Consider the following 19,654-nt stretch of genomic DNA (forward strand, 5'->3'; position numbering starts at 1 on the left):
AGCTACCCTCGTCGTCGAGGAGGTCCGGTTCATGACTGAAACTGCGAAGTGGATTGCCCGGTCGCTGCGCGATCCGGCGCTGTTCGTCCAGCAAGCGTTCGTCGGCGGCGCATGGATCGACAGCGACGGCGGCGCAACGATCGCGGTGGACGATCCCGCCAGCGGATCGATCGTGGGTCACGTGCCTGCCTGCGGCGCGGCCGAAACGTATCGCGCCGTGGCCGTGGCCGAGAAGTCACAGCGCGCATGGCGGGCGATGACCGCTGCGGCGCGGTGCGCCATCCTCGAGGAATGGCACCGTCTGATCCTCGAGGCGAAGGGCGATCTTGCCCGGATCATGACCGCCGAGCAGGGCAAGCCGTTCGCCGAATCGGCCGGCGAGATCGCTTATGCCGCCAGCTTCGTCAAATGGTTCGCTGCTGAAGCATTGCGCGTGCCGGGCCATGAAATACCGTCGCCCTTGCCCGATCGGCGTATTCTGGTGCGCAAGGAACCGGTCGGGGTTTGCGCGGCGATCACGCCCTGGAACTTCCCGGCGGCGATGATTACCCGGAAGGTCGCGCCGGCGCTGGCTGCCGGTTGCGCGATGGTCGTCAAGCCGTCTGAGCTGACCCCTTTCACCGCATTGACGCTCGCCATGCTGGCCGATCGCGCCGGCGTGCCGGCGGGGGTGCTCAACGTCGTTACCGGGATGCCGCAGGAAATCGGCACTGAGCTGACGTCGAACCCTGCGGTGCGGATGCTGACCTTTACCGGCTCGACCAGGGTCGGATCACTGCTGATGCGTCAGTGCGCGGGCACGGTGAAGAAACTTGGGCTGGAACTAGGCGGCAACGCGCCTTTCATCGTGTTCGACGATGCCGATATCGATCTCGCTGTCGAAGGGGCGATGGCGAGCAAATTCCGCAATGCAGGCCAGACATGCGTCTGCGCCAACCGCATTCTCGTACAATCGGGTATCCATGATGCCTTCGTGGCGAAACTGGGCGAGCGGGTTCGAGCGCTCAAGGTCGGCGACGGCATGGGAAAAGATGTGACGGTCGGGCCGCTGATCAATGCCGCGGCGCGCGCCAAGGTCGCCGATCACATCGCCGATGCGCTCGCAAAAGGCGCGTCGGTCTCGGCGCGGGCACAGGCACCCGAGGGTTATGCCGCGCCAGTCGTGCTCACCGGCATCAGCGAAGACATGCGTCTGTGCAGAGAGGAGACGTTCGGGCCGGTAGCGCCGATTCTTCGCTTCGATGACGAGGCTGATGCGGTCCGCATTGCCAACGACACGCCCTTCGGCCTCGCCGCTTATTTCTACACCGACGATCTGCGGCGTGCCTGGCGGGTCGGCGAAGCGCTTGAGTTCGGTATGGTCGGACTCAACACCGGGTCGCTGTCGCTGGAAGTGGCGCCATTCGGCGGCGTCAAGCAATCGGGACTCGGCCGCGAAGGCGGGGCGGAGGGGCTTGACGAATTCCTCGAAACCAAGACGTTCCACTGGGCTGGACTAAAGGGCGCCTGACGATGGCCGAACGGCAGTATCGGATCGCCGTCATTCCCGGCGACGGCATCGGCAAGGAAGTCGTGCCAGAGGGCATTCGCGCGCTCGAAGCCGTGTCTAAGGCCTATGGGTTCACGCTGGAGCAGCAATGGCACGATTTCGCCTGCTGCGATTATTATACGCGCCACGGCGTGATGATGCCGGAGGACTGGAAGACGCGCATCGGCGATGTCGACGCCATCTATTTTGGCGCGGTCGGCTGGCCAGACACGGTGCCCGATCATGTTTCGCTGTGGGGGTCGCTCATTCAGTTCCGGCGCGAATATGATCAGTTCGTCAACCTGCGGCCAGTGCGCCTGATGCCCGGCGTCCCCAGCCCCTTGGCGGACCGCAAGCCGGGCGATATCGACATGATGGTCGTGCGCGAGAATACCGAAGGCGAATATAGCGCGGTGGGCGGAATTTCCTTTGCCGGCACGGCACGCGAACTGGTCGTGCAGGAGACGGTGATGACCCGTTTCGGCACCGACCGCATCCTGAAATACGCCTTCGATCTCGCCCGTTCACGCCCGGCCCGACATCTTACCTCCGCAACGAAATCGAACGGCATTGCCATCACCATGCCGTGGTGGGATTCGCGCGTGGCGGAGATGGCCGACGCTTATCCCGATGTCTATACCGACAAATATCACATCGACATCCTCGCCGCGCAATTCGTGATGAACCCGGATCGGTTCGATGTCGTCGTCGCGTCGAATCTGTTCGGCGACATCCTGTCCGATCTGGGGCCTGCCTGCACGGGCACGATCGGCATAGCGCCGTGCGGCAACATCAATCCCGATCGTTCGGTGCCGTCGCTGTTCGAGCCGGTTCACGGCTCAGCGCCCGATATCGCAGGCCGGGGCATCGCCAATCCGGTGGGACAAATCTGGTGCGGCGCGATGATGCTCGATCACCTTGGCGAATCCGACGCCGCAGCCGCGGTGATCCGGGCGATCGAGCGAACCCTTGCGGAGCGGGCGCTGCGCACGGGCGATCTTGATGGCCCAGCCAATACCGAAGCCTGCGGCCGGGCGGTCGCCGAGCGGATCGAGTGACGCGGCCGCCTCGATTGAGCCGGCGGGCGGTCAGCGCTCCTGCACCGGCGCGTGGAGCTTCACCGAAGGCTGGCCGCGCGCGACGGCGGATTTGATGACGATATACGAAAAATATTTCGTCACGCCGATGTTGTTCTCAAGTATTTCTTCCATCATCTGCTGGTATTCAGCAATACCCCGCACCGCGAACTTGAGCAGATAATCGAAGCCACCGCTCACGAGATGGCATTCGAGAAGTTCGTCATACTGCGCGATCCGGGTTTCGAAACGCTGGAAATCGGCACGACGATGGTCGCTTAGCGTCACCGATGTAAACACGATCTGGCTTGAACCGATCTTGGCGAGATTGATGATCGCGCTGTATCCGGAGATGAATCCCGCCGCTTCCAGTCGCTTGACTCGAGTAAGGCACGGGCTGGCGGAAAGGCCGACCCGATCCGCCAACTCGGCGTTGGTAATGCGCCCGCTACGCTGTAGCTCCGCCAGGATATTGATGTCGATCCGGTCAAGCTTGGGCGCGTTGATCATCTGGCGGCTTTCGATTTGGAGTGACAGGATCAGCCGTTGCGCAGCTCATCTTGATGCGCTTTGACAAGATCGGCCATCGAATCGAAGCGAAACTCGTAACGGGGCATGTCACCGGGCGTCATGGTCGCACCATAACCCTGTTGCGCGTGCCGACGATAGATCCAGCAACTCGCCAGCCCGTGCCGATTGGCTGGCACATGATCGTGGAACAGACTTTCCGCCGTATGGAGGACGTCGCCTCGCTCCAGTCCGAGATCGGACAGGTGCGCGTTCATATACTCGAAATTGGCGTCCGCCGGCTTGTAAGCCCCGACATCCTCCGCCGTGTAAATTGCGTCGAACTCGACCTGCAGTTTCTCATTGCTGAAGCTGAAGGTCCGGTTGTCGACATTCGAAAGGATGATGAGCTTATAGTATTTCTTGAGGTACTGAAGGGCACCCGGGCTGTCGACGAACGCCGGCCAATGACGCACCGATCGGCCATATTCCTCGCATTCGGCAACTCCCACGACGACGCCCCATTGTTCCGCAAGCCGCTTGTATACGATCGGCAGCAGATCGCGGTACGCTTTGGTCGGTGCCTGCGCTTGCTGTTCGGATTCGTGGCGCGCGTGCGCCTGAAGTATCTCGTCGCGCGAAAGGCGCCCGCCAACCCGGCTGGTCAGCCCGCTCAACGCTTCGATCATGCCCGATTCCCAGTCGATCAAAGTACCGTAGCAATCGAACGAGAGAGCCTTGAAATCAGTCAATCGCATCGCGGATTTCCTTAACCGTCATAAGATCGTCGAGACTCTTCCTGAACCTTTCAACCAGCAGGTCGGCCTCGCTCCTGGTCAGGCAGAGCGGCGGCGCGAATCCCACGATGCCGTCGTTGAACGCCCTAAAGATCAATCCATTGTTGTAGCCGATCGCAGCGAGCCGTTTCGGCACCCCTAGTTCCGGAGCGGGGCGCGTCTTGTTCTTTTTAGACGTGACCAGTTCGACGCCGTGGAGCATGCCCATCCCGCGCACCTCCCCGACCAGCGGGTGGTCGGTGAGCGTCTTGAGCCGATCGGTGAGATAGGCGCCCGTAGCCTGGCCGTTGGCGAGCATGCCGCCCTCCTCATAGAGCCGCAGCACCTCAAGGCCGACCGCTGCGCTGACCGGATGGCCCGAATAGGTCATGCCATGTCCGATCGCGACGCCGGCGGGCGTATTATCGGCGATCGCACGGTAGATTCTATCGGACATGAACAACGCGCCCATCGGGGCGTAGCCCGCAGTAAGCCCTTTGGCGACCGTCATGAAATCGGGGGTGAGCTCTTCGTGTTCGCATGCGAACAGCGGTCCGGTGCGGCCGAACCCGGTGATGACCTCGTCGACGACGAACAGGATGTCGAGTGTTCGGCAGGCTTGCTGCATCGCCAAAAGCCAGCCCGAAGGAGGCACGATCACGCCACCTGAACCGACCACCGGCTCCGCGAAGAATGCAGCAACATTCTCCGCACCCAGCTCGGCAACCTTCGCCGTCAGTTCGGCGACCGAAGCGGCAATCAGTTCGGCGTCGTCCGCTGCGCTGCTGCGATAACGGTAGGGGCACGAAATATGGTGCTGGAACGGCGTGGGAACATCGAAGCCAGTATGGAAGGCATCTAGGCCCGTAAGACCAGAACCGGTGGAGCTGGACCCATGATAGCCACGATCGAGAGCAATCATGTGCTTCTTCGTTGAATGTCCCGTGATGTTGAAATGATATCGAATTAGCCGGACGACGCTGTCGACAGCGTCGGAACCGCCCAGCGTGAAATAAACATGATCGAGATCACCGGGCGCGCGTTCGGCAAGCCGGGCGGCCAATTCGATCGCCGGTTCCGAGGCAAAGTGGAAATAGCCAGTCGCATAAGGCAAACGCGCCATCTGATCTGCGGCGGCCGCAACAACGCTGTCTTGGCCGTAGCCGATATTGACACACCATAGTCCCGAGAAGCCGTCGAGCAGGTCATGGCCCTCGACATCTGTCAGATAAGCACCCTTGCCGGATCTCAGGACTGTGGCACCGCGTTCTTCGTGATCCGTCCACGAGGCAACTGGATGGATCCAGTGCGCACGATCCTTTTCTATCAGCGAGTTGATGAGCATGGGGAACTCCTGCAGCAATGTAGCCCGTGTAGCTGCAGAGCGCGCAGGCATGCCCCCAATTGGCCAGAAGTTGCCGCCGCATCTTCCGTATTACGACCCAATCTCAGTAAATTCTGCTGACCGGTCAACCTCAACTTACTGCGATGGGTGCCCCCTCGTCGGTACGGCATCGTCACCGTGCGCGAGGACAACGCTGCCGCCGCGCTCGAGGTGATGAGCCGTCATGCCGTGGATCCGCGCTGGCTGATCCACTTGCCGCCGACCATGTCGCCGGCCGAAACCAGCGCGCAGGATGGTTGCTTGAACGGCCCGAGGAAGCAATCGCCTTCTACGCTTCGAAAGGCGTGACCAGCCTGGTCGTGGAGGAAAAGCACATCGGCTCGCGCGCGCTGATCGTGCTGGCGCGGAACCAGGATGTCGCGGCGCGGCGGTTCGGCGTAGCCAATGATGGTCGTGGCGTGATTGTCACGCGCACTGGGCACCGTTTCTTCGCCGATATCGACATCGAAGCGGCTGCGCTTCAGCGCATAGACACGGCAATGGAGAGTGCAGGATTGTGGGGCGATCTCAACACCGACTGGGTGCTCTGGGATGCCGAAATCATGCCGTGGAGCATGAAGGCCGGCGCATTGATCCGTGAGCAGTATGCCGCGGTGGGCGCGGCGGCGACCGCTGGGCTCGAAGCGGCATTCGCAGCCCTGGAAACGGCCCGGGCGCGCGGTGTGGATGTCGGAACGTTTGCCGATGCGACCGCGCGTTTGGACGATGCGCTGCTGTATCGCTCGGCCTACAACCGCTATGTTGCGCCGTTCACAGGGATTGACGACCTGCGCATCGCTCCATTCCACCTGCTGGCGAGCGAGGGCGCGGTGCATGACGACAAGAACCATCTCTGGCACATGGGCAGCGCGCATCGCCTTGCCGCCGTCGATCCGACGCTGATCGTCGCGACCGAGCATCGCAAAGATCGACCTACAGGATGCGGCGCAAGTCGCGGACGCAATCGCCTGGTGGGAACAACTCACCGCGGCGGGTGGCGAGGGCATGGTCGTCAAGCCGCTCGACTTCGTGGCACGCGGTCGGAAGGGCTTGCTCCAGCCGGCGATCAAATGTCGCGGCCGCGAGTATCTGCGGATCATCTACGGTCCCGAGTACGACCAGCCTAGCAACCTGTCGCGCCTCAAGAAGCGCGGCTTGGGGCAGAAGCGGTCGATGGCGCTGCGCGAGTTCGCGCTGGGGCTGGAGGCTCTGCATCGCTTTGTCGAGCATTCACCGCTGACGCGGGTCCATCAATGCGTGTTCGGCGTCCTGGCGATGGAGAGCGAACCGGTCGATCCGCGGCTTTAGATGCTAGCCAGCTTGGGCGCCGTCTGGTTTCCCAAGCCGACTTGCCGGCCAGAACACGTCGTCCGTGAGGCTCGTTGTTACGCTGAACGGATGACCGGTTTCAGGCGCCAGCTCAAATGCCGGAAACGGCGGCTACGTTGGCGTTAACCGCCGAGCAGATTCTGAACCTCGCCGGGTCTGTCGGGGGGCTCAACTTCTGAGAGTATGGGGCTATGACAATTAACACGGCCGACAAGTCTTCACCTGAGATCCGTGTCCGGGCGGTGCGGATGGTGCTTGAAGACGAGAGGGACCATCCCGAGCGTGCGCGCGATGAGACCGCCGAAGGACGCCCTCAGGTCGCGCTCGGCACAATCTCTTCCGCTTCCTGCGCCGCGACGGCGTCGCGGTCGGTCACGAGCAGGTGCCGATAGTCGCGGGGCGTCATGCCGTAGCGTTGCCGGAACGTGCGGCTTAAGTGCGACGCGTCGCTGAATCCCAGGCGCTCGGCGATAGTGCCGATCGGCTCGGCCCGGTCGGGCTCGGCGAGGGCGGCGCGTGCGCGCTCAAGCCGCACGCGCATGATGAAGTGCTGGACGCCGCCGTCGGCGCGAAATGCGGCAAACAGTCGTGCCCGCGATGTGCCGATGTCGACGCAGAGGTCGGCAATGCCGATATTGCCGGCGCCCAGCCGGCGTTCGATCGCTTCTTCCGCACGGCGGCGCAGCGCCGCTGCCGGCCGAACGGCATGTCCGGGCGACGCAACGAGCCCGGAGAGCGTCACGGCCGCGACTTCCAGCAGACTCCGCCCAAGCCGATCCGCGGATGCGACGTCCAGACACGGCAACAATCGATAAACCTGCGTAGCATGGGCAATCAGGATTTCGGCGCGCTCCTGGGGCACTACCTAGCCATGCAAATCGCGCAGTTCACCCGGCCATTGGCGGGCGAGCGGCCGCGCCAGCACCATGCTGTAGGTGCGGCTTGCGCTGGACACGTGCAACGAGGGGCGACCAAGGTCGTGGATCGAAAAGCTGCCGGCACTTTCACGGAACAAGCGGCCGTCCATGTCGCCCTGTCGCTCGCCTTGGGCCAGCATGTTGATGATTATCGGATCGAAATCCGACGTCCGGATATCTTGCAGCCGGCGCTCCCAGCGCTGACCCGTGATCTCGGTATAGACGAACATGATCGGTCCCAGCTGCGCCGACGCCCAGCTGGTGTCGAACGGTTCGGTCGGCTCGGTACGAAAGATCGATTGCGCCCTTGGCCAATCGCGCGCCAGCCATGCGTCGTATCGCTGATCCGGCGGCAGATGTGACGTGGAGAAACGCTGCACCGTGAGCGCTTCGCCGCTAAGTTCGAGGTCGGAGGGATTTGGCTGTCTCACATATTTTCCCCGCGAGGATGCAGTTCAGATCGCTCCGGCGCCACGGAGCCCCCGGGCTCCATCCGCCAAGTGCGGAAAGGGTGCACGATATCCCGGTATTGCCAAAGGATATTGTTTGGGACGCCCCTGGAGGGTCTCCGGACGAGCCGAAGCCGCGTCGAAACTAGAACGAGCGTTGCATGTAATTGGACCGGCGTTCCGAAGAGCCGCGGCTTGCTTGACCGGGCTCTGCACGCGTGCCACCGCCGTTATCGGCAGCGATTGCCGGGGGGCTCTGTCTGAATGAATCGGCAGTTGTTTGAGCGACTTGGAATGTTCATGGGACGTTGCCGTATCCAGGCAGTCGTCGCGCGACGTGCAGTCGGCAGGACTGGTTTCGACGGCGGCTAGGACAATTTGAATTAGCCGCATCCGAAGGTGCGGCGCTCTTGCACGAGGTTGGTCCTGTAAGGGACCGCCTAATGCCCCGGGCGGCGAAGCGACCCAGCCGCCCGGGTCTCATGCCGTTAACCCGAACCGTGCCGCATATCAGTCAGCTTCGCCGGGTTTGCGTTTGCGTCGCAGAGGGCTCGGCCGCCGAAGGAGGTCGGCCGAGCGTCAACTTTCCCAGTCTCTGAGTCGGAAGGCGGACAGGCAGACGACGGCTGAGCCGGCGCCATAATTCGTCGTGTGGAGGACACTGCCGCCGATCAGGGCATCATCACGGTATCGATGACATGGATCATGCCGTTCGACTGCCGGACATTGGCGATCGTGATGTGCCCGGTGTCGCCTTTGCCATCCATGATCAGCCAGCCGCCGTTCGGCCCCTTCTTGAACATCAGCTTCTCGCCTTCGACCGTCTTGTAGCTCGCTGTGCCGCCATGCGCCTCCGCCTTGGCGGCGATGTCTGCCGCGCTGATCGACCCGGGGACGACGTGATAGGTCAGCACCGACTTGAGCTTGGCTTTGTTCTCGGGTTTGAGCAGCGTGTCGACGGTGCCGGCGGGAAGCTTAGCGAACGCCGCGTTGGTCGGTGCGAAGACCGTGAGCGGCCCTGCTCTCGACAGCGTGTCGACCAGGCCCGCAGCCTTGACCGCGGCAACCAATGTGGTGTGGTCCTTCGAGTTCATCGCGTTCTGAACGATCGTCTTGCTCGGATACATTGCGGCGCCACCGACCATCGGATTGTGCTGCGCGAGCAACGGCGCGGTTCCGCCTAGTGCGAGGGCGGCGGCGATCAACGAAGTGCGAATGGCGATCTTCACGAGAATTCTCCTGAAACGTGCCCGGTATCGGGTACGTCAGGAGATACGAGATCGCCTGGAGATAGATGCGATCAGACCAGCTCCAGCGTGCCTGTGGCGACGACAGGCCCGGTCGGCTTGCCGGTCGGTGATCCGCCGGGAGGCTCGATCGATACCGCCAGCGTGACGCCGGGCGCGAGCAGCGCGCGATTGTGGGGATCGACCGGCAGCGGCGTTGCTGCATCAGCGTCGAGCAGCCCCACCGCGCGCGGCACGCCATCGGCGGGAATGAGCCACAATTCGGCCGCCTTGTCGCCTCCTGCGAGCGGTGCCGCACCCACCCGCAGTGTGTTGCTGGCCGGATCGAATAACGCCGCGAGAGGTTTGGTCGCGCTCGCCTTATCGGCAGGCGTGAGCGTCGCGACCAGCACCGGAGCTGCGCGCGGGGCGGTCGGCACGACGGGGGCCGGTGGCGACGCCGGGCGCAGCAGCAGGACCAGCGCCAAACACGCGGCGACGAGCGTGGCGATCCCTGCGACAGCCGGCCACCAGCCGGCGCGGCGAGGCTGCGCCGTGCCGCGATCGAGGGAGGCTTCGATGCCGTCGAACAAGCGTTCGGGCGGTGCCACCTCGGGCCATGTCGCGAACAACTGGGCAAAATATCGCCGCCAGCGATCGACCGCTCGCGCGAAGGTGGGATCCGCCAGCACACGGCGCAACGCCGCAGCGCGCTCGTCACCATCGAGCACACCCAGCGCCAACTCGGCGGCGATGATATCCGGCTCAGCCTCGGGCGGCGGCGGGGTGCGGTCATCCGTCACGGTCGAGACACTCTTTCAATCGCCGGAGCCCGCGCCGCACCCAGCTCTTCATCGTGCCGATCGGCACCGCGCGGCGTTCGGCGAGCTCGGCATAGGTGACGCCGTCGAAGAACGCAGTGCGGATCGCGTCCTTCTGATTACGGTCGAGCTCGTCGAGGCAAAGGTGGAGGCGGTGGCTAATCTCTTCGGCGAGCATCATGTCGGAGGCGAGCGGCGCATCATCGGGGATCGGCGGAAGGTCGTCGAGCAGCGCGCTGGGGCGTCGCTGCTGCGAGCGACGCCAGTCGATCGCCCGATTCCGCGCGATCGTCGCCATCCAGGTGATCGGGCTGGCACGGCCGGGTTCGTAAGCGCCGGCACGCTTCCAGATCGTGAGGTAAACTTCGTGCAACACGTCTTCTGCGGCTTGCCTGTCTTCGCAAATACGAAGGCAGATGCCGTAAAGCTTCGCTGAAGTGCAATCGTAGAGATCACGGAAAGCGGCGCGATCCTCAGCGCCGGTTCGAACCAGCGTGTTGGTTAGCCGCTCGCGAGCGAGTTCGGCATCGGAGTCGGCTGCGGTCACAAAATCGGGCATAACCAAGAGACAGCTCTGCGACAATTGGCCGGGAAGAGTTTGTGCGGCACGCAATTGGAGGCCATGTCGAGAATCGACAGCGAGCCGCGCCAACAAGGATCAAGAGATTTTGGCGTATCGGCGGCAAGAGGCCCACCCGCTGACCGACGCGGCGCCGGGCGCAGGTGAGCCTCTTGTGCCGCCGCGAAAAGTACCGTTAGCCGCTGCTTCCCGCACTCATGTTGATCGTCCCATTGACGCCTTGCGGGAAGAACCCTCCCATGGCGACCTTCGCCGGGTTCAGATAAACGATGTTGAGCACTTGCCCGGTGGTCCGACTGTAGGCGATCCCGTCGCTATCCGAAGGCACGATGTTCGATGCACCGTTGCTCGCGGTGGCGATGCCCTGGTCGTCATCGTCCGAACCGTCGAGACTGTCACGTGCGTCGGAGATCTTGCCGGCGTTGGTGATCAACGCCGCTGTGTTCAAACCCTTGGCATAAAGCGTCGTGCGGATGAGCCCGGCGTGATAGGCCTCCGCTGCAAGGATGCCGGCGGCCGCCCCCAGATAGGTGGCATTACTGATGAGCGGCGCCGCACCTTTGTAGGCGGTAACACCGACGTCCTCGAAGATGAACGCGCCGAGCAGGAAGTTCTCGTCAGTCGCATAGGGGTTGAAGGTGCCGCTCGATCCGACCACCCCTGCCGCGCGCGCGGCGGCAGTGAACGCTCCATTGGCGTCGCCGCTGATGTTGATCGCCGGTTGCGCCACCGCTGACGACTTGAGCTGGGAACGCAGGAAAGCGACGTGCGCGATCTCGTCGCCGGCGATCTCGCGGGCATATTGGGCAACCACCGGGTCGGTGAATTTGACCTGTGCACCGCCCGTCACGCTGCCCTGCGTGCCCGTGCCAGTCAGCATGTTGCTCGGTAATCCAGTCCCGAACGCGGCGTAGGAATAGAATTGCGCCTCGAGATATTCGAGGTTGAGCGCGAAATTGAGCACGTCGGCGTCGGTCACGGGCGTCATTGTCGGCGTCGGCGTCGGGCTCGGCGACGGCGAGGGTGTCGGCGAACCGCCATGGTCATGCCCGCAGCCGCCGAGGAGCATCAGGCCGCCCGCGGCGAAGCTGGCGCCGCCGGCGGCGCGGATGAACTGACGGCGTTCGGCGCGGCGCTTTTCGGCCGCGTCCAAAACCCTGATGAGCGTTTCCTGATCTTGCATGGGGAATCTCCCTGAATTCGCTGCGTCGCGATTAATAGGTCGAACTGTCGCCGCTCATCATGAGCGTGCCGTTGACCCCGTTGGGGAAGAATCCTCCCATGTCTGCGGTGTCGGGGGTCAGGTACACGACGTTGAGCACCTGCTGGGGCGTGCGATCGAAGGCGATCCCATTGGCATCGAGCGGCGCAATGTTGGACACAACGCCGTTGCTCGTGTTGACCGGCGAGATGCCCTGATCGTCGTCACCCTTGCCATCGAGACTGTCGCGGGCGTCGGAAATCCTGTCCGCGCCTGTGCGCAACGATGGCATGGCGACTCCCTTGCTGTAGAGCGTCGTGCGGATGAGGCTCGCGTGATAAGCCTCGACCGCGAGAATTCCCGCCGCCGCCTCGAGGTAGGTCTTGTTGCTGATCAGTGGTGCTGCTCCCTTATAGGCCGTCACGCCGACGTCCTCGAAGATGAACGCAGCGAGCAGGAAGTTCTCGTCACTGGCGTACGGGTCGAAACTCTGACCGGCGCCGATCAGCCCGGCGGCGCGCGCCGCGTTGCTGAACGCACCGTTGGGATCCGACGAGATGTCGATCGTCGGCTGCGCCACCACGCTCGATGAACCCAGCGCCTGGCGCAGGAAATTGACGTGATCAACCTCGTCCTGGGCAATCTCGCGAGCATAGGCCTGCACCGCGGGATCAGTGAAATTCACACGCCGGCCGCCAATCACCATCCCTTGCCGCCCGCTGCCGGTGAGCATGTCGGGAGCAAGGCCGTCGCCATAGATGGCGTGAGAATAGAATTGCGCCTCGAGATATTCGAGGTTGAGCGCGAAGTTGAGTACGTCGACGTCGGTCACTGTCGCAGCCCTCGCGCGACTGGCGAGACCGAGGCCACCGAGACCGGCGGTGGCGACCGCTGCAGCCCCCAGCGCAGACTTGAAAAATTCCCGGCGCTCGTTTCGCCGGTCGACCCGGGCATCTAACGCCGAGATCAATTGCTGGCTTGTGTCGGTCATGCTGCAACCTCCCTAAGTGCCCGGGAGATACGTTCGGGATTACCGAATGGTTGCACAAAAAAGCAACAATTACAAAGCACTATATGAAATGCATAAGCACCGCCATCGGCGGTATTACCCGACGTTCGCGGCCGCCGGTGCGCCGGCGTTGTGCTGCGGGGGATAGCTACGGCCCTGGTGTGGCGAAAGATGCAAGGAAGAGGCTCGTAACGTTGATTTCGGCAAGCACCCGCTTTGGCCTTGATCGACCAAACAATAGAGGGACCGAGCGACTGTCACGCGATCGCGTACCCGAATACGACCAGTTGGCTTTCGGCCTGATTGTCGCCGCCGGCACGTGCCTGAATGTAGAGCGGCTCTCGGATACGTGTGCGATCACTTGAACGGCGGCCTTGTTGGCGAAGTTCACGCATGATGCGCGAACTCTGATCTGACCTGCCGCATTGGATACCCCGGTTATCACCACATCCCCATGTAGCTGTTGGGCATCTGCCACCGGATGTTCTGCGTTACCGCCCGGCACGCCGCCACCTTCCCGTCAAATCGGGCCGGGTCGTAGTGAATGGTCGGGATGCGCGCCAACGCGATCTCGTCGAACGCATAAGGCGGGTCTTCCAGCAACAGTCTGCCGTTCTGCGCCGCACCCGACGCGTCGAGATCAAACTCGGCGGTGCTGACGCCCGGCATGGTCATGAACGCAAGATCGCCGGGATAGTCGTCCGCGGTGATATTCGACGAGACGTAATGGGGCTGTGGATCGGAAAGCTCACAGGCATCGTGTGGGATGTCGATCCTGGCGATTGCATCCCGGGCACCGGCCTTGTCGCCCGCCGAGGCAAGAAGCTCGTGCAGCCGCAGCGCGATAGCGGCAGTTCGCTGGTCCCCTGCCGGGGCCTTCCGCGTCAGCAAGTCGAGCGTCGATTTGAGCATCATCTGCTTGAACTCGGTTGGAAGGGTGGGCATGTCGGCGGTGCCGTTGGTGAGCATATAGAGCGTATCGAGAGGCAAGGCCGGGTCGTCGGTCATCTTTTGCAGCAACGCCTGCATCTCGGCCTGGCCCTCAGCTTCCGTCTTCGTCTGGGCCATAACCGCTACGCTGATCGACGAGAGTCGCCACATCAACGTCAGCGACGGCGGTGCGTGGTTCTGCTGGAGAATGGTGCCGATGTGCTCCGTTACCTCCGACGCGTGCTTCCTGCCCTCGGGATCGCTGAAATCGACCATGCCCGGCATCGCGGTGCGAAACAGCAACGGCAACAGCATGACCGAGTTGGAGCCATACCTTGCCTGACGTTGGGCAAGCTTGGTCGCGAGCGATGATAGCCCATCGCCGGCATCGCTGTTGGACGCCGGGTAGGCACCGCGCCCCGTCATCCATCCCGCGATGTCCTCGACGATCGAACTACGCGCGACGTAGCTCATCGCAGGAACAGTTCGGCACCGCAAAGCGAAGGAGGCGACCAGTCCATCTGGAACCGAAGGAGCATCGCTGCGCTCCGCTGCGAGCAGGAAAGGAGCGGCAATGCCCGGACGGCTCGCCCACGCCAAGGCAACGGCCGGCCGCCCTGCCGGGGGTTGGTGGGCAACATCGATGATCACGACATCATTTGGTCCGATCCCGCCAGCCCCGCAGATCGGCAGGTCGCTGACGACCATGTTTTGCTTCTGATTGGCTCCGCGGTCGGACCTGTCCACGACGAGCATCGCGATCAGTGTCTCACGATCGCCTTTCCGACCGGCGGCGAGCGCGCGATCATTTGCAACCTGGGCAACGGCGCCGTCCGCGACACCGGCATTGGCGGCTTCTGCCCAAGCTCGATCCAGCGCCGATGCTGCCATAGCCGCCTTGTCCGGTCCGGCCATATTGGCGGCTCGTTCGATGAGAAGATCGACCTCCCACGCCATGTTGTCTGGAACGTGGTTGCGGTCGATGGCGGTCAAGGTTGCCAGCGCGGCGGACGGATCGGTGGCCATCTGGAGCCGAGCGATCCCAAACTGGGCCGAAAGGGCGGTTTCGGGTGACGACTTGGGATTGTCGGCGACCTTCCGATACAGGGCTTCCGCATCCGACCACGCGCCCGCGCTCTCCTCATAGGATGCGAACAGCAGGCGGTAGTGATTGGGCTCCGGGGGGGCGGGATCGTCAAGCACCCGCCGGAGAATTGGCCCCGCCGACGACAGATGACCGCTGGCGGCGAAAAGGTCGGCAAACAAGCGGTCGAGGAGTGGGTCGGGCCTGCCCGTGTCCTTGGCCGGCAGTCGTGCGTCCACGAGATCGTTCAAGGCGACGCCCGCAGCGTAGAGGTTGTGCTGGGCCAGCGCGGTCTGGAAGGCCTGGTCGGACGCCGCCCGACCATTGCCGGACGATGCCCATGCACCGGAGCCGAGCACGCACGCCGCGACGCCGATAAGCCACGCAAATTTCCTCATTATTCCCCCTCCTGCTGATGGGCGGCAATGTTGCACGCCCTGTAGCTTCGCGCCAGTGCCGCCGTGACTAAACATCAATCCGACACCCAGGTATGTGCGGCTGTATGTGTAGGCGCAGAAGAATGACGGCTGCGATGTCGAGGCGATCGCTGAAGCGGCGGCGCGACTGACCGGGCGCTGCAACGACTCTGAGGACGCCGCGAAGTTGCCCACGCCTCGTGAGCTTGGCCGAACGACAGGTTCGGCGAATTGCCCACCGTATTCAGCTCTTCCGAGCCGTCCGTACACTCGGTCGCCAATCCTGACACGTTCATCGATGAACGAAAGGCAGGTTTCGGGGAGCGAGTCTGGGTCGCTTAAGGGCGGCTCTGTTCGGGGCTAGAGACCTGGAACCGTTGCCTGCCGGAAGAGGCGGCTCCCGACCAAAATACGTCGTTCGCTGATCGGCCTTGGACGGCAGCTTCCACCGGAACCAGCCACTCGCCCAGCGCGCAGCCCCTTGGCAGCAACGCGCCCATTCCGGTTACTGCTGTGGACGGGAGGCATCCCCGAAGGCCACTAATCTGGCATGTCTGGCACCCCCACCCTTTCCTCAGCAAAGGCACCCGACGGCACTATCGATCGCGCGCTCAACGTCCTGCGCGAGGCGCGGTGGTGAAGTGCAGAGTTCGGACGCAGGGCGTCGCGCTCGCACTGTGGGTCTTGCGCGGCCGCTGCACTGACGAATGGCTTCTGTCCGTCTGGGAAGCAGCTGGATCGAATCACGATATCGGTCGCAGTCAGGCGTTATACGCTGCCTACAGTGGCATCGTCCGGCAGCTCCGCACGAAAGGACGTTTGCCGGCGATGTCGGACCACTAACCCAAGCGCGGGATCATGCCTTGTGAACACCGTAAGCCTGCAACGCAGCATGCGCGAGTTCCCGAAGTATGCCCTGCCACTTGTCACTCGAAGTGTCGTCGTGGAACAGCGAAGGAGAAAACAGCTCATACCCGAACGACTGCTTCCCATGCACGATCGAGTTGCGAAACTTGTAGAGTTCCTCGCCCAGATTGGCGCTGCCGTTCTCGCCGAGCAAGCCTCTCTCGGCAGCCCTGGCGATCAGTTCGCCATCCGCGAGGAGATTGACGAGCTTGAGAATAGGACCCTTCTCGTCCTTGGTGACGAGCTCGACCACCTTCTTCACGAAAACGCCGTCGCTGACGTTCTGATCATGCCTGAGCTGGGAGAAATCCTTCTGATTGGCAAAAAAGGAGAAATACTCGATAACGCGATAGAAGGCGATGCAGCGTGACGTGGCATCGGGGTTGGACGAGCCGCTGAGGAAGAACCGCAACGGCTCAATCTGAGAAATCATCGGAGGGCCGACCGTGATGTCCGGTTCGGGCGCTTCCTCTTCCTCCGACCAGAGAAAATCGAGATCGCCAAAGTCCATCAACCTTGGCGTGCGGTGGAACTGCTCGGCATATCGGATGGCAGCGTTCGCGTAAGCCAATTCGGCATCTTCCATCGCAGCGCCGATGATCCGAATCGATTGGAGGAGATCCCAATCGCCAAACCACTTCTCCCGATAGAAGGGGTCGAACACATAGGCAGCGAGTGGCGTGGCCGCGCCAATGGTCACCTCGACACGTCCCATCTTGTACCCCCAGCAGGGACCAAGATCGCCGACAACGAATTCATGATAGCTGCCGACGGAGAAGCCAGAATATCCGTGCATTTTAAACAAGGGATTGTCGAGTTCGAGCCCTTCCAGCAGGCCGATCTCTTTGCTCTTCTCTCGCTGCTTGAACTTCGCGCCCACCAGCGGCCACGAGACCTGCACGCCGCCCTCGAGCGGCTTGTAGATAAGGTGCTCCTCGACATCGAGCGCCGATGGACTGAACTCAAAGGGGATCGTGGGCTGCACCTGGGTATCCGATCTCTTGCTTGACTTCTGTCTGTGGGAAGCGGTGTGGTTCGCCGAAAAACTTTGGCCGCCGTGAACATCGCGCGCGATCTGAGATCAGCCTAACCTTGGCTGGCCTGCTCTGCGATCGCGCGCCGGAGCTCTGCCACGGTGAAGGGGGGATCTCGTCGATGCACGACATGATGACATGTGGCGCAGAGTGGGACGAGATCGTGGATCGGATCCACTTCATAAGCTTCGCCGATTGCCGATAGCGGCGTAACATGATGGACGTGAATGAGGCCTGCGCCAATCGCGCCATATTTTTCCTCATATTTGAGGTCGCACGCCTGACACTGGGCGCCATAATGCGCGAGGCAAAGGCGGCGCGCCTCTGGGCTGCGTTCTCATATCTTGTGAGTTCGACGGGCGTCGCAGCGCCTTCAATGAGTGGCTCTGTAGGCTCTGACAAAGCTAGGTTCGGGATCGTGCCTGGCGCGAACATCCCAACGGCAAAGCGTCCAGCCTGCCCGGTAGCCTTTGCTTCCCAGATTCCCCATTCACCAATGTGTAGACTCGATTCCGGCGGGCTGGGAAGAAGCTCGGACTCCATCTCGCCGGTCGCCCGGTTGCGCCAGAGCCGGCGCGTGTCGCGATTGCGCTCAGGATAGTACCACGCCGGCCACTCACCGAGTTGGCCCATCCACGACTCACCGCGTGCATAGCTGCGTTCGGCCAGGGCTACGCATTCTGCTTGGGTGGGAACCGCAATCGAAATTCGGAAAGGTGGGCCCGCCTCTCCAGGCGGCGGTTTCAAATAGGCGTAATCCTTGCTCTTCTTAACAAGTGTCCATCCGCGTCGGGGAAGGATCACACTCATGGTAAGCGCAGCGCCGAAACGGTACACGTTGTCGCCATACTTCTTGGGTGCTTTGCCGCTCGGTTTGAACTCAACTATCTCGATCGGCCAGCCCGGTGGTGTATGACTGTGTTCCGCAGGTTCGGAATCATCGATTTCTGCCATTTTCTCTCGCACACCTTACCAATCTGCAATGGAGCTTCCCTCAAATCGTCGGCTGCGGCTAGTTGTTTCTATCTTCCTATAGAAGTTGGAGTTGGCGCATGGATTTGCTGTTGGAGAATGGACCGGAAGAGGATCACGCGAGCCTGATCATACGGCATCTCGAGACTGCAGACTCCTTCATCTGCATCGTCGCGTTCGCCAAAATGTCCGGGCTTAGGCTCCTACTCGAGACGCTCGCCGACCGCGTGGCAAATGGTCTGAGCGCAACATTCGTCGTGGGAATCGACTTTTTCCAGAGCGAACCCGAAGTCCTTCGGTCACTTCTGCGTCTGCGGGCTTCCGCCGCCAAGATTGGGGGCAAGGTCAGCGTCTACATGGGGCCTGAGGCCGATCGCTGCACGCTCCACCCGAAGGTCTACTGGTTCAAAAGCAAGAGAGAGGAGGCGCTGGTCGTCGGTTCGGCAAATATGACATCCGGTGGCTTTTCCGACAATCACGAGCTCTCCGTTGCGCTGTCGGGCGCCGATGGAAAATGGAGGAAGCGCCTGGATCAGTGGATTGCAAACCGGGTCAAGGAGCGTGACATCGTCGAGGCGAAGCCTGCCCTCATCAATCGCTATGAACAACGCCGAGATATCTACCGGGCCACGATGAAGGCGGCGGAGAAGCGCGCACGTCGCTCCATGGACGCGCCGTCCGGACAGACCATCGTCTTGAAAGATCTTCTGGCAGAGATGCAGGAGGACAACGGTCCGGACGGTTTCAGCGCCCAGGTGAAACAACGACGGCGCAATTATCGCAAGGCGGTCAAACTGCTATCTGATCTCGCGGGCGCGCACGATCTGAAGCCACGCGATTTTCTTCCGCGCTACGAGGAGCAACTTCGTTACTGGCACTCCGGCGGCCTTCACCGGGGAAAAGCCTCCCTAGCGAAGAAGGCCCCACAATATCAGGCCGCATTAAGGGCCCTCGCGGCTGAGCCGTCACAGGATGCCGGCGCGCTATTTGAGCTTTTGAAGAGCTTCTTCGACAAAATCCCGCGCGCGGGCACCAATGTCCTAACAGAGATTCTTCACACGCGAGATCCCAAACGCTTTCCCGTGATGAACCGGAATTCCGTCGCTGGGCTCGGGCTCGCCAACATCCGCGGTTATCCTGGCAAGCCGGCCAAATCGAACCTGGATGATAAGACCTATCGGCGTTTTGCCTCCGACGCCGTCACGCTATGCAAGAATCTGGGCCTTCGGGACCTTGGCGAGCTCGATGTCTTGTTCAACTTTGCATATTGGAATTCGCCCGAGCCCGACGATGAGGATGACGCGCTAGGAACAGCCGAATGAGAGGAGTCTGAAGAATTTACTTTGCGTCACTTGAGCGGCGGGCCGCAGATCATGCGGGCACATCTGCCGTGCGTGCTATCCCTCGCAGGAACTCGCCATTCTTTCAGCCTGTAAATCGAAGTAGTTGTCGTGACGCGGCCGCTCTCCTATTCCTCGGCAGTTGGCCGTCGGCCAACTGGTCGCTTGG

17 protein-coding genes and 1 pseudogene are annotated in these 19,654 nt (G+C 62.2%); 5 read left to right on the forward strand and 13 right to left on the reverse strand.

The genetic code is table 11. The features are described from left to right. Positions 1-31: 31 nt before the first annotated feature. A complete protein-coding gene (locus K7G81_RS12415) occupies positions 32-1,510 on the forward strand; it encodes an NAD-dependent succinate-semialdehyde dehydrogenase (protein ID WP_223031128.1) in 1,479 nt (492 codons plus the stop codon). Positions 1,511-1,512: 2 nt separating this feature from the next. After that, a complete protein-coding gene (locus K7G81_RS12420) occupies positions 1,513-2,586 on the forward strand; it encodes a tartrate dehydrogenase (RefSeq protein ID WP_223031129.1) in 1,074 nt (357 codons plus the stop codon). Between the two features lie 30 nt (positions 2,587-2,616). Here K7G81_RS12420 and K7G81_RS12425 read toward each other — a convergent pair whose 3' ends face one another. The 3 genes from K7G81_RS12425 to K7G81_RS12435 are packed head-to-tail and all read right to left on the reverse strand — an operon-like array spanning position 2,617 to position 5,232. Further along, positions 2,617-3,114 (reverse strand): Lrp/AsnC family transcriptional regulator, encoded by a 498-nt coding sequence (locus K7G81_RS12425; RefSeq protein ID WP_223031130.1) that lies wholly within the window; start codon positions 3,112-3,114, stop codon positions 2,617-2,619. A gap of 29 nt (positions 3,115-3,143) precedes the next feature. Beyond that, positions 3,144-3,869, reverse strand: coding sequence for a haloacid dehalogenase type II (locus tag K7G81_RS12430; RefSeq protein WP_223031131.1), 726 nt, complete (start codon positions 3,867-3,869; stop codon positions 3,144-3,146). Then, positions 3,856-5,232 carry an aminotransferase class III-fold pyridoxal phosphate-dependent enzyme gene (locus tag K7G81_RS12435; protein ID WP_223031132.1) on the reverse strand — a complete coding sequence of 459 codons (1,377 nt, stop codon included), beginning with the start codon at positions 5,230-5,232 and terminating at the stop codon, positions 3,856-3,858. Before K7G81_RS12435 ends, K7G81_RS12430 begins: the two co-directional genes overlap by 14 nt. Before the next feature lie 213 nt (positions 5,233-5,445). Between K7G81_RS12435 and K7G81_RS12445 the strand changes: the two are divergent. Together K7G81_RS12445 and K7G81_RS17815 are read left to right on the forward strand one after the other, a co-directional pair. Next, positions 5,446-6,134, forward strand: a pseudogene (locus K7G81_RS12445) (DNA ligase-like domain-containing protein); the annotation flags it as partial. A gap of 100 nt (positions 6,135-6,234) precedes the next feature. Beyond that, a complete protein-coding gene (locus K7G81_RS17815) occupies positions 6,235-6,579 on the forward strand; it encodes a hypothetical protein (RefSeq protein ID WP_369412112.1) in 345 nt (114 codons plus the stop codon). Positions 6,580-6,913: 334 nt separating this feature from the next. Here the strand turns inward: K7G81_RS17815 and K7G81_RS12455 are convergent, their stop codons facing one another. From K7G81_RS12455 to K7G81_RS18115, 10 genes are all read right to left on the reverse strand, one after another. Continuing rightward, complete coding sequence (locus K7G81_RS12455) at positions 6,914-7,462, reverse strand: helix-turn-helix transcriptional regulator (protein ID WP_223031136.1); 549 nt, start codon at positions 7,460-7,462, stop codon at positions 6,914-6,916. A 3-nt stretch (positions 7,463-7,465) separates the two neighbouring features. Further along, a complete protein-coding gene (locus tag K7G81_RS12460) occupies positions 7,466-7,747 on the reverse strand; it encodes a hypothetical protein (protein WP_223031137.1) in 282 nt (93 codons plus the stop codon). Positions 7,748-8,637: 890 nt separating this feature from the next. Beyond that, on the reverse strand, positions 8,638-9,189 hold the full coding sequence (locus K7G81_RS12465) for a fasciclin domain-containing protein (RefSeq protein WP_439649551.1): 552 nt from the start codon (positions 9,187-9,189) through the stop codon (positions 8,638-8,640). A 77-nt stretch (positions 9,190-9,266) separates the two neighbouring features. Beyond that, entirely contained in the window at positions 9,267-9,995 is a 729-nt protein-coding gene (locus K7G81_RS12470; protein ID WP_223031138.1) for an anti-sigma factor, read from the reverse strand. Continuing rightward, complete coding sequence (locus K7G81_RS12475) at positions 9,985-10,560, reverse strand: sigma-70 family RNA polymerase sigma factor (RefSeq protein ID WP_369412105.1); 576 nt, start codon at positions 10,558-10,560, stop codon at positions 9,985-9,987. The genes K7G81_RS12470 and K7G81_RS12475 overlap by 11 nt, the downstream gene beginning before the upstream one ends. Before the next feature lie 208 nt (positions 10,561-10,768). Then, positions 10,769-11,776, reverse strand: a complete 1,008-nt coding sequence (locus tag K7G81_RS12480) for a ferritin-like domain-containing protein (RefSeq protein ID WP_223031140.1) — start codon at positions 11,774-11,776, stop codon at positions 10,769-10,771. Positions 11,777-11,807: 31 nt separating this feature from the next. Continuing rightward, entirely contained in the window at positions 11,808-12,785 is a 978-nt protein-coding gene (locus tag K7G81_RS12485; RefSeq protein ID WP_223031141.1) for a ferritin-like domain-containing protein, read from the reverse strand. 459 nt (positions 12,786-13,244) lie between these two features. Next, on the reverse strand, positions 13,245-15,215 hold the full coding sequence (locus K7G81_RS12490; RefSeq protein ID WP_223031142.1) for an energy transducer TonB: 1,971 nt from the start codon (positions 15,213-15,215) through the stop codon (positions 13,245-13,247). An 874-nt stretch (positions 15,216-16,089) separates the two neighbouring features. Beyond that, on the reverse strand, positions 16,090-17,124 hold the full coding sequence (locus K7G81_RS12495; RefSeq protein ID WP_223031143.1) for a hypothetical protein: 1,035 nt from the start codon (positions 17,122-17,124) through the stop codon (positions 16,090-16,092). Further along, complete coding sequence (locus K7G81_RS18115) at positions 17,102-18,127, reverse strand: hypothetical protein (protein WP_255586996.1); 1,026 nt, start codon at positions 18,125-18,127, stop codon at positions 17,102-17,104. Before K7G81_RS18115 ends, K7G81_RS12495 begins: the two co-directional genes overlap by 23 nt. Before the next feature lie 98 nt (positions 18,128-18,225). Between K7G81_RS18115 and K7G81_RS12505 the strand changes: the two genes are divergently transcribed. After that, positions 18,226-19,467 (forward strand): phospholipase D-like domain-containing protein, encoded by a 1,242-nt coding sequence (locus K7G81_RS12505; protein WP_223031144.1) that lies wholly within the window; start codon positions 18,226-18,228, stop codon positions 19,465-19,467. Positions 19,468-19,654 lie beyond the last annotated feature (187 nt).

The sequence above is a fragment of the Hephaestia mangrovi genome, from assembly GCF_019880555.1.
Taxonomy (GTDB): Bacteria; Pseudomonadota; Alphaproteobacteria; order Sphingomonadales; family Sphingomonadaceae; genus Sphingomonas; species Sphingomonas mangrovi.

What these genes read in the sequence shown, in the direction of transcription:
- K7G81_RS12505 (WP_223031144.1), top strand. Translation starts at nt 18,226, where the DNA reads ATGGATTTGCTGTTGGAGAATGGACCGGAAGAGGATCACGCGAGCCTG.
- K7G81_RS12435 (WP_223031132.1), bottom strand. Translation starts at nt 5,232, where the DNA reads ATGCTCATCAACTCGCTGATAGAAAAGGATCGTGCGCACTGGATCCAT.
- K7G81_RS12415 (WP_223031128.1), top strand. Translation starts at nt 32, where the DNA reads ATGACTGAAACTGCGAAGTGGATTGCCCGGTCGCTGCGCGATCCGGCG.
- K7G81_RS12425 (WP_223031130.1), bottom strand. Translation starts at nt 3,114, where the DNA reads ATGATCAACGCGCCCAAGCTTGACCGGATCGACATCAATATCCTGGCG.
- K7G81_RS12420 (WP_223031129.1), top strand. Translation starts at nt 1,513, where the DNA reads ATGGCCGAACGGCAGTATCGGATCGCCGTCATTCCCGGCGACGGCATC.
- K7G81_RS12480 (WP_223031140.1), bottom strand. Translation starts at nt 11,776, where the DNA reads ATGCAAGATCAGGAAACGCTCATCAGGGTTTTGGACGCGGCCGAAAAG.
- K7G81_RS12485 (WP_223031141.1), bottom strand. Translation starts at nt 12,785, where the DNA reads ATGACCGACACAAGCCAGCAATTGATCTCGGCGTTAGATGCCCGGGTC.
- K7G81_RS12430 (WP_223031131.1), bottom strand. Translation starts at nt 3,869, where the DNA reads ATGCGATTGACTGATTTCAAGGCTCTCTCGTTCGATTGCTACGGTACT.
- K7G81_RS12460 (WP_223031137.1), bottom strand. Translation starts at nt 7,747, where the DNA reads ATGTTCGTCTATACCGAGATCACGGGTCAGCGCTGGGAGCGCCGGCTG.
- K7G81_RS18115 (WP_255586996.1), bottom strand. Translation starts at nt 18,127, where the DNA reads ATGGCAGAAATCGATGATTCCGAACCTGCGGAACACAGTCATACACCA.
- K7G81_RS12490 (WP_223031142.1), bottom strand. Translation starts at nt 15,215, where the DNA reads ATGAGGAAATTTGCGTGGCTTATCGGCGTCGCGGCGTGCGTGCTCGGC.